The sequence below is a fragment of the Rhodoferax sp. genome, from assembly GCF_018063565.1.
In the GTDB taxonomy this organism is placed as follows: Bacteria; Pseudomonadota; Gammaproteobacteria; order Burkholderiales; family Burkholderiaceae_C; genus Rhodoferax.
Window position 1 is genome coordinate 1 of record NZ_JAGPBB010000183.1, and the last position, 3093, is coordinate 3093.

The following is a 3093-nucleotide window of genomic DNA, read 5'->3' on the forward strand; positions in this document are numbered from 1 at the left end:
GTTGGCCCGAACGCGTCAAATTGATGCAGGAAAACTGGATTGGCAAGAGCGAAGGTGTGCGATTTGCCTTCCCGCACCAGATCGCTGACGCCTCGGGCCAGCTGATTGGCGAGGGCCGAATGTACGTTTTCACCACCCGGCCCGACACCATCATGGGCGTCACCTTCTGTGCGGTGGCACCTGAGCACCCGATTGCGACCCTGGCTGCAGCGGGCAACCCGGCACTGGCTGCGTTCATTGAGGAGTGTGGCAAAGGTGGCACCACCGAGGCCGAGATGGCTTTGAGAGAAAAAGTCGGCATGCCCACGGGTTTGTTTGTGACACACCCCCTCACCGGTGTATCGGTGGCGGTGTGGGTGGGCAACTACGTGCTGATGGGTTATGGCGATGGCGCAGTGATGGGCGTGCCAGCACATGATGAGCGGGATTTTGCGTTTGCCTTGAAATACCAGTTGCCGATCAAGCCCGTCGTGGCTGTCCTGAATCCGGCTGGGGCCGAGCCAGCCTACCGTCCCTTTGACACCACATCCTGGCAGGACTGGTATGCCGAAAAAGGTGCTGGGGTCGCCATCAACTCGGGCAAATACGATGGGTTGGTGTTCAAGGACTGCGTCGCAGCGGTGGCAACAGACCTGGCGACCCTCGGCCTGGGTGAGAAAAAAATCACCTGGCGGCTGCGCGACTGGGGCGTGTCGCGCCAGCGCTACTGGGGCACGCCGATCCCGATCATCCACTGCGACGAACACGGTGCCGTGCCGGTGCCCGAGAAAGACCTGCCGGTGGTGTTGCCCGACGATCTGGTTCCCGATGGTTCAGGCAACCCGCTCAACAAATGTGAGGTTTTCCATGCCGGCGTGACCTGCCCGATCTGCGGCAAGCCGGCACGGCGCGAAACCGACACCATGGACACCTTTGTCGACTCAAGCTGGTACTTCATGCGCTATTGCGACCCGACCAACGCTGACAAGATGGTGGCCGAAGGAGCAGACTACTGGATGCCGATGGACCAGTACATCGGCGGCATTGAGCATGCCATCCTGCATCTCTTGTATGCACGCTTCTGGACCAAGGTGATGCGTGACCTGGGCTTAATCAAGGTGGATGAACCGTTCACCAAGTTGCTCACCCAGGGCATGGTGCTCAACCACATCTACAGCCGGCGCACACCACAAGGTGGCAAGGACTATTTCTGGCCGAAGGACGTGGAGCACGTACACGACGCCGCCGGCAAGATCATTGGTGCGCGCCTGGTCAACGCGCTGGGTGATTTGCCGGTCGGCAGCGCGATCGACTACGAAGGTGTAGGCACCATGTCCAAGTCGAAAAACAATGGAGTTGATCCGCAGGATCTGATTGAAAAGTACGGCGCTGACACGGCACGCCTTTACACCATGTTTACCGCTCCACCCGAGGCCACTCTGGAGTGGAATGACGCTGCCGTGGAAGGCAGCTACCGCTTCCTGCGCCGGGTATGGGCCTTTGGGGCCAAGCTGTCCACTATGGATATGAAAGCTGCAGAGGCAATAGCATCAAGCGCTGGAAGCCTCAATGATATTGAATTCAGCAAAGAAGCCAAAGCCTTGCGGCTGGAGATTCACACGGTCTTGAAACAAGTGGACTACGACTACCAGCGAATGCAATACAACACGGTGGTGTCGGGTGCCATGAAGATGATCAATGCCCTGGAAGATTTCAGGGTGCCTGACGGTGCAGGTGCACAGGTGGCTCTGGTGGAGGGTTTCGCCATTTTGCTGCGCTGCCTCTACCCTGCCACACCCCACCTGGCACACGCCTTGTGGTCACAACTGGGTTACGCCAGTGTGCTGGGTGACCTGCTTGACACACCCTGGCCCAAGGTCGACCCAAGTGCGCTGGTGACCGATGAAATCGAACTGATGCTGCAGGTCAACGGCAAGCTGCGTGGCTCGATGAGGGTCCGGGCGGACGCCGACAGGGCGTCGATTGAGGCTGCGGCAATAGCGCACGAGATGTTTCAAAAATTTGCCAACGGAGCGGCCCCCAAGAAAGTGATCGTGGTGCCCGGGCGGCTGGTCAACTTGGTGGTTTAAGCCATGACCACACCTACAGTGACGACGCGGCGTCAATTCGGCACAGCCATGTTGCTGACGGCGCTGGTGGGCGGTTGCGGCTTCAGGCTGCGCGGCAGCCAGAGCTTTGCGTTCAGCCGTATTGCCGTTTTGCCCAGCCCGGGCGGACCGGTTGTGCAGGATCTGCGTGCGGCACTTGCCGAGTCGGTCACTGTGCTGGGCACCGATACCAGCGCTGCTGCCTCGCCGCTGCGACTGGAAATACTCAGCGAGCAACGCGAAAAAACTGTGGTCGGCGTGAATACATCCGGCCAGGTGCGCGAGTTCCAGTTGCGACTGCGCGTGGTCTTCAAGATCGACGGCTCTGGCGGGCGTGACCTGGTCGCTCCCGAAACGATCGTCCAATTGCGCGACATCAGCTACAGCGAGTCCTTTGCGCTGGCCAAAGAAACCGAAGAGGCCCAGTTGTACCGCGACATGCAGACGGATGTTGTGCAACAAATCCTGCGCCGCCTCGCCAGCCTCAAACCACCTCAATAGGTGGCGCACCCTTAAACCGGTGTGGCTGGTCTGAGCAAGCCATACAGATCTTTGGGATCGGACAGTTGCACAATCAGGTCAATCGGAGCACCCAGCCCCAGGACGCGTGCCTGATCCAACACAAAACGCAGGGCTGAAAAGTCTTCCAGGGCGAACCCGACTGAGTCGAAAAAGGTGATCTGCGTGTCGCTGTCGCGGCCAGCGCTTAGACCCGACAACACCTGCCACAGCTCGGTCACCGCAAAATCAGCGGGCATTTGCTGCAGGTCACCCTCGATGCGGGTTTGCGGCTCAAACTCGACAAAAACCTTGGCGGCACGCAGCACATCGGCATGTATTTCTGTCTTGCCCGGGCAGTCGCCGCCAACACCGTTGAGGTGCATGCCAGGTGCCAGCAGATCGGCCGTGATGATGGTCGCATTGGTCTTGTCGGCGGTGATGGTGGTCGCAATGTCGGCTCCGCGCACGGCGTCTGCCACATTGCGGCAAGCCACCAGGCGCAAGC

The 3093-nt window shown here is 59.7% G+C and carries 2 protein-coding genes and 1 pseudogene; 2 read left to right on the forward strand and 1 reads right to left on the reverse strand.

Annotated features, from left to right (window positions below):
- Together leuS and lptE are read left to right on the forward strand one after the other, a co-directional pair.
- The coding region (leuS, locus tag KBF66_RS19350) for a leucine--tRNA ligase (protein WP_296661373.1) at positions 1-2069 on the forward strand (2069 nt) is incomplete at its 5' end.
- 3 nt (positions 2070-2072) lie between these two features.
- Positions 2073-2588, forward strand: coding sequence for an LPS assembly lipoprotein LptE (lptE, locus tag KBF66_RS19355; protein WP_296661375.1), 516 nt, complete (start codon positions 2073-2075; stop codon positions 2586-2588).
- 11 nt (positions 2589-2599) lie between these two features.
- Here lptE and KBF66_RS19360 read toward each other — a convergent pair.
- A pseudogene (locus KBF66_RS19360) lies at positions 2600-3093 on the reverse strand (ornithine cyclodeaminase); the annotation flags it as partial.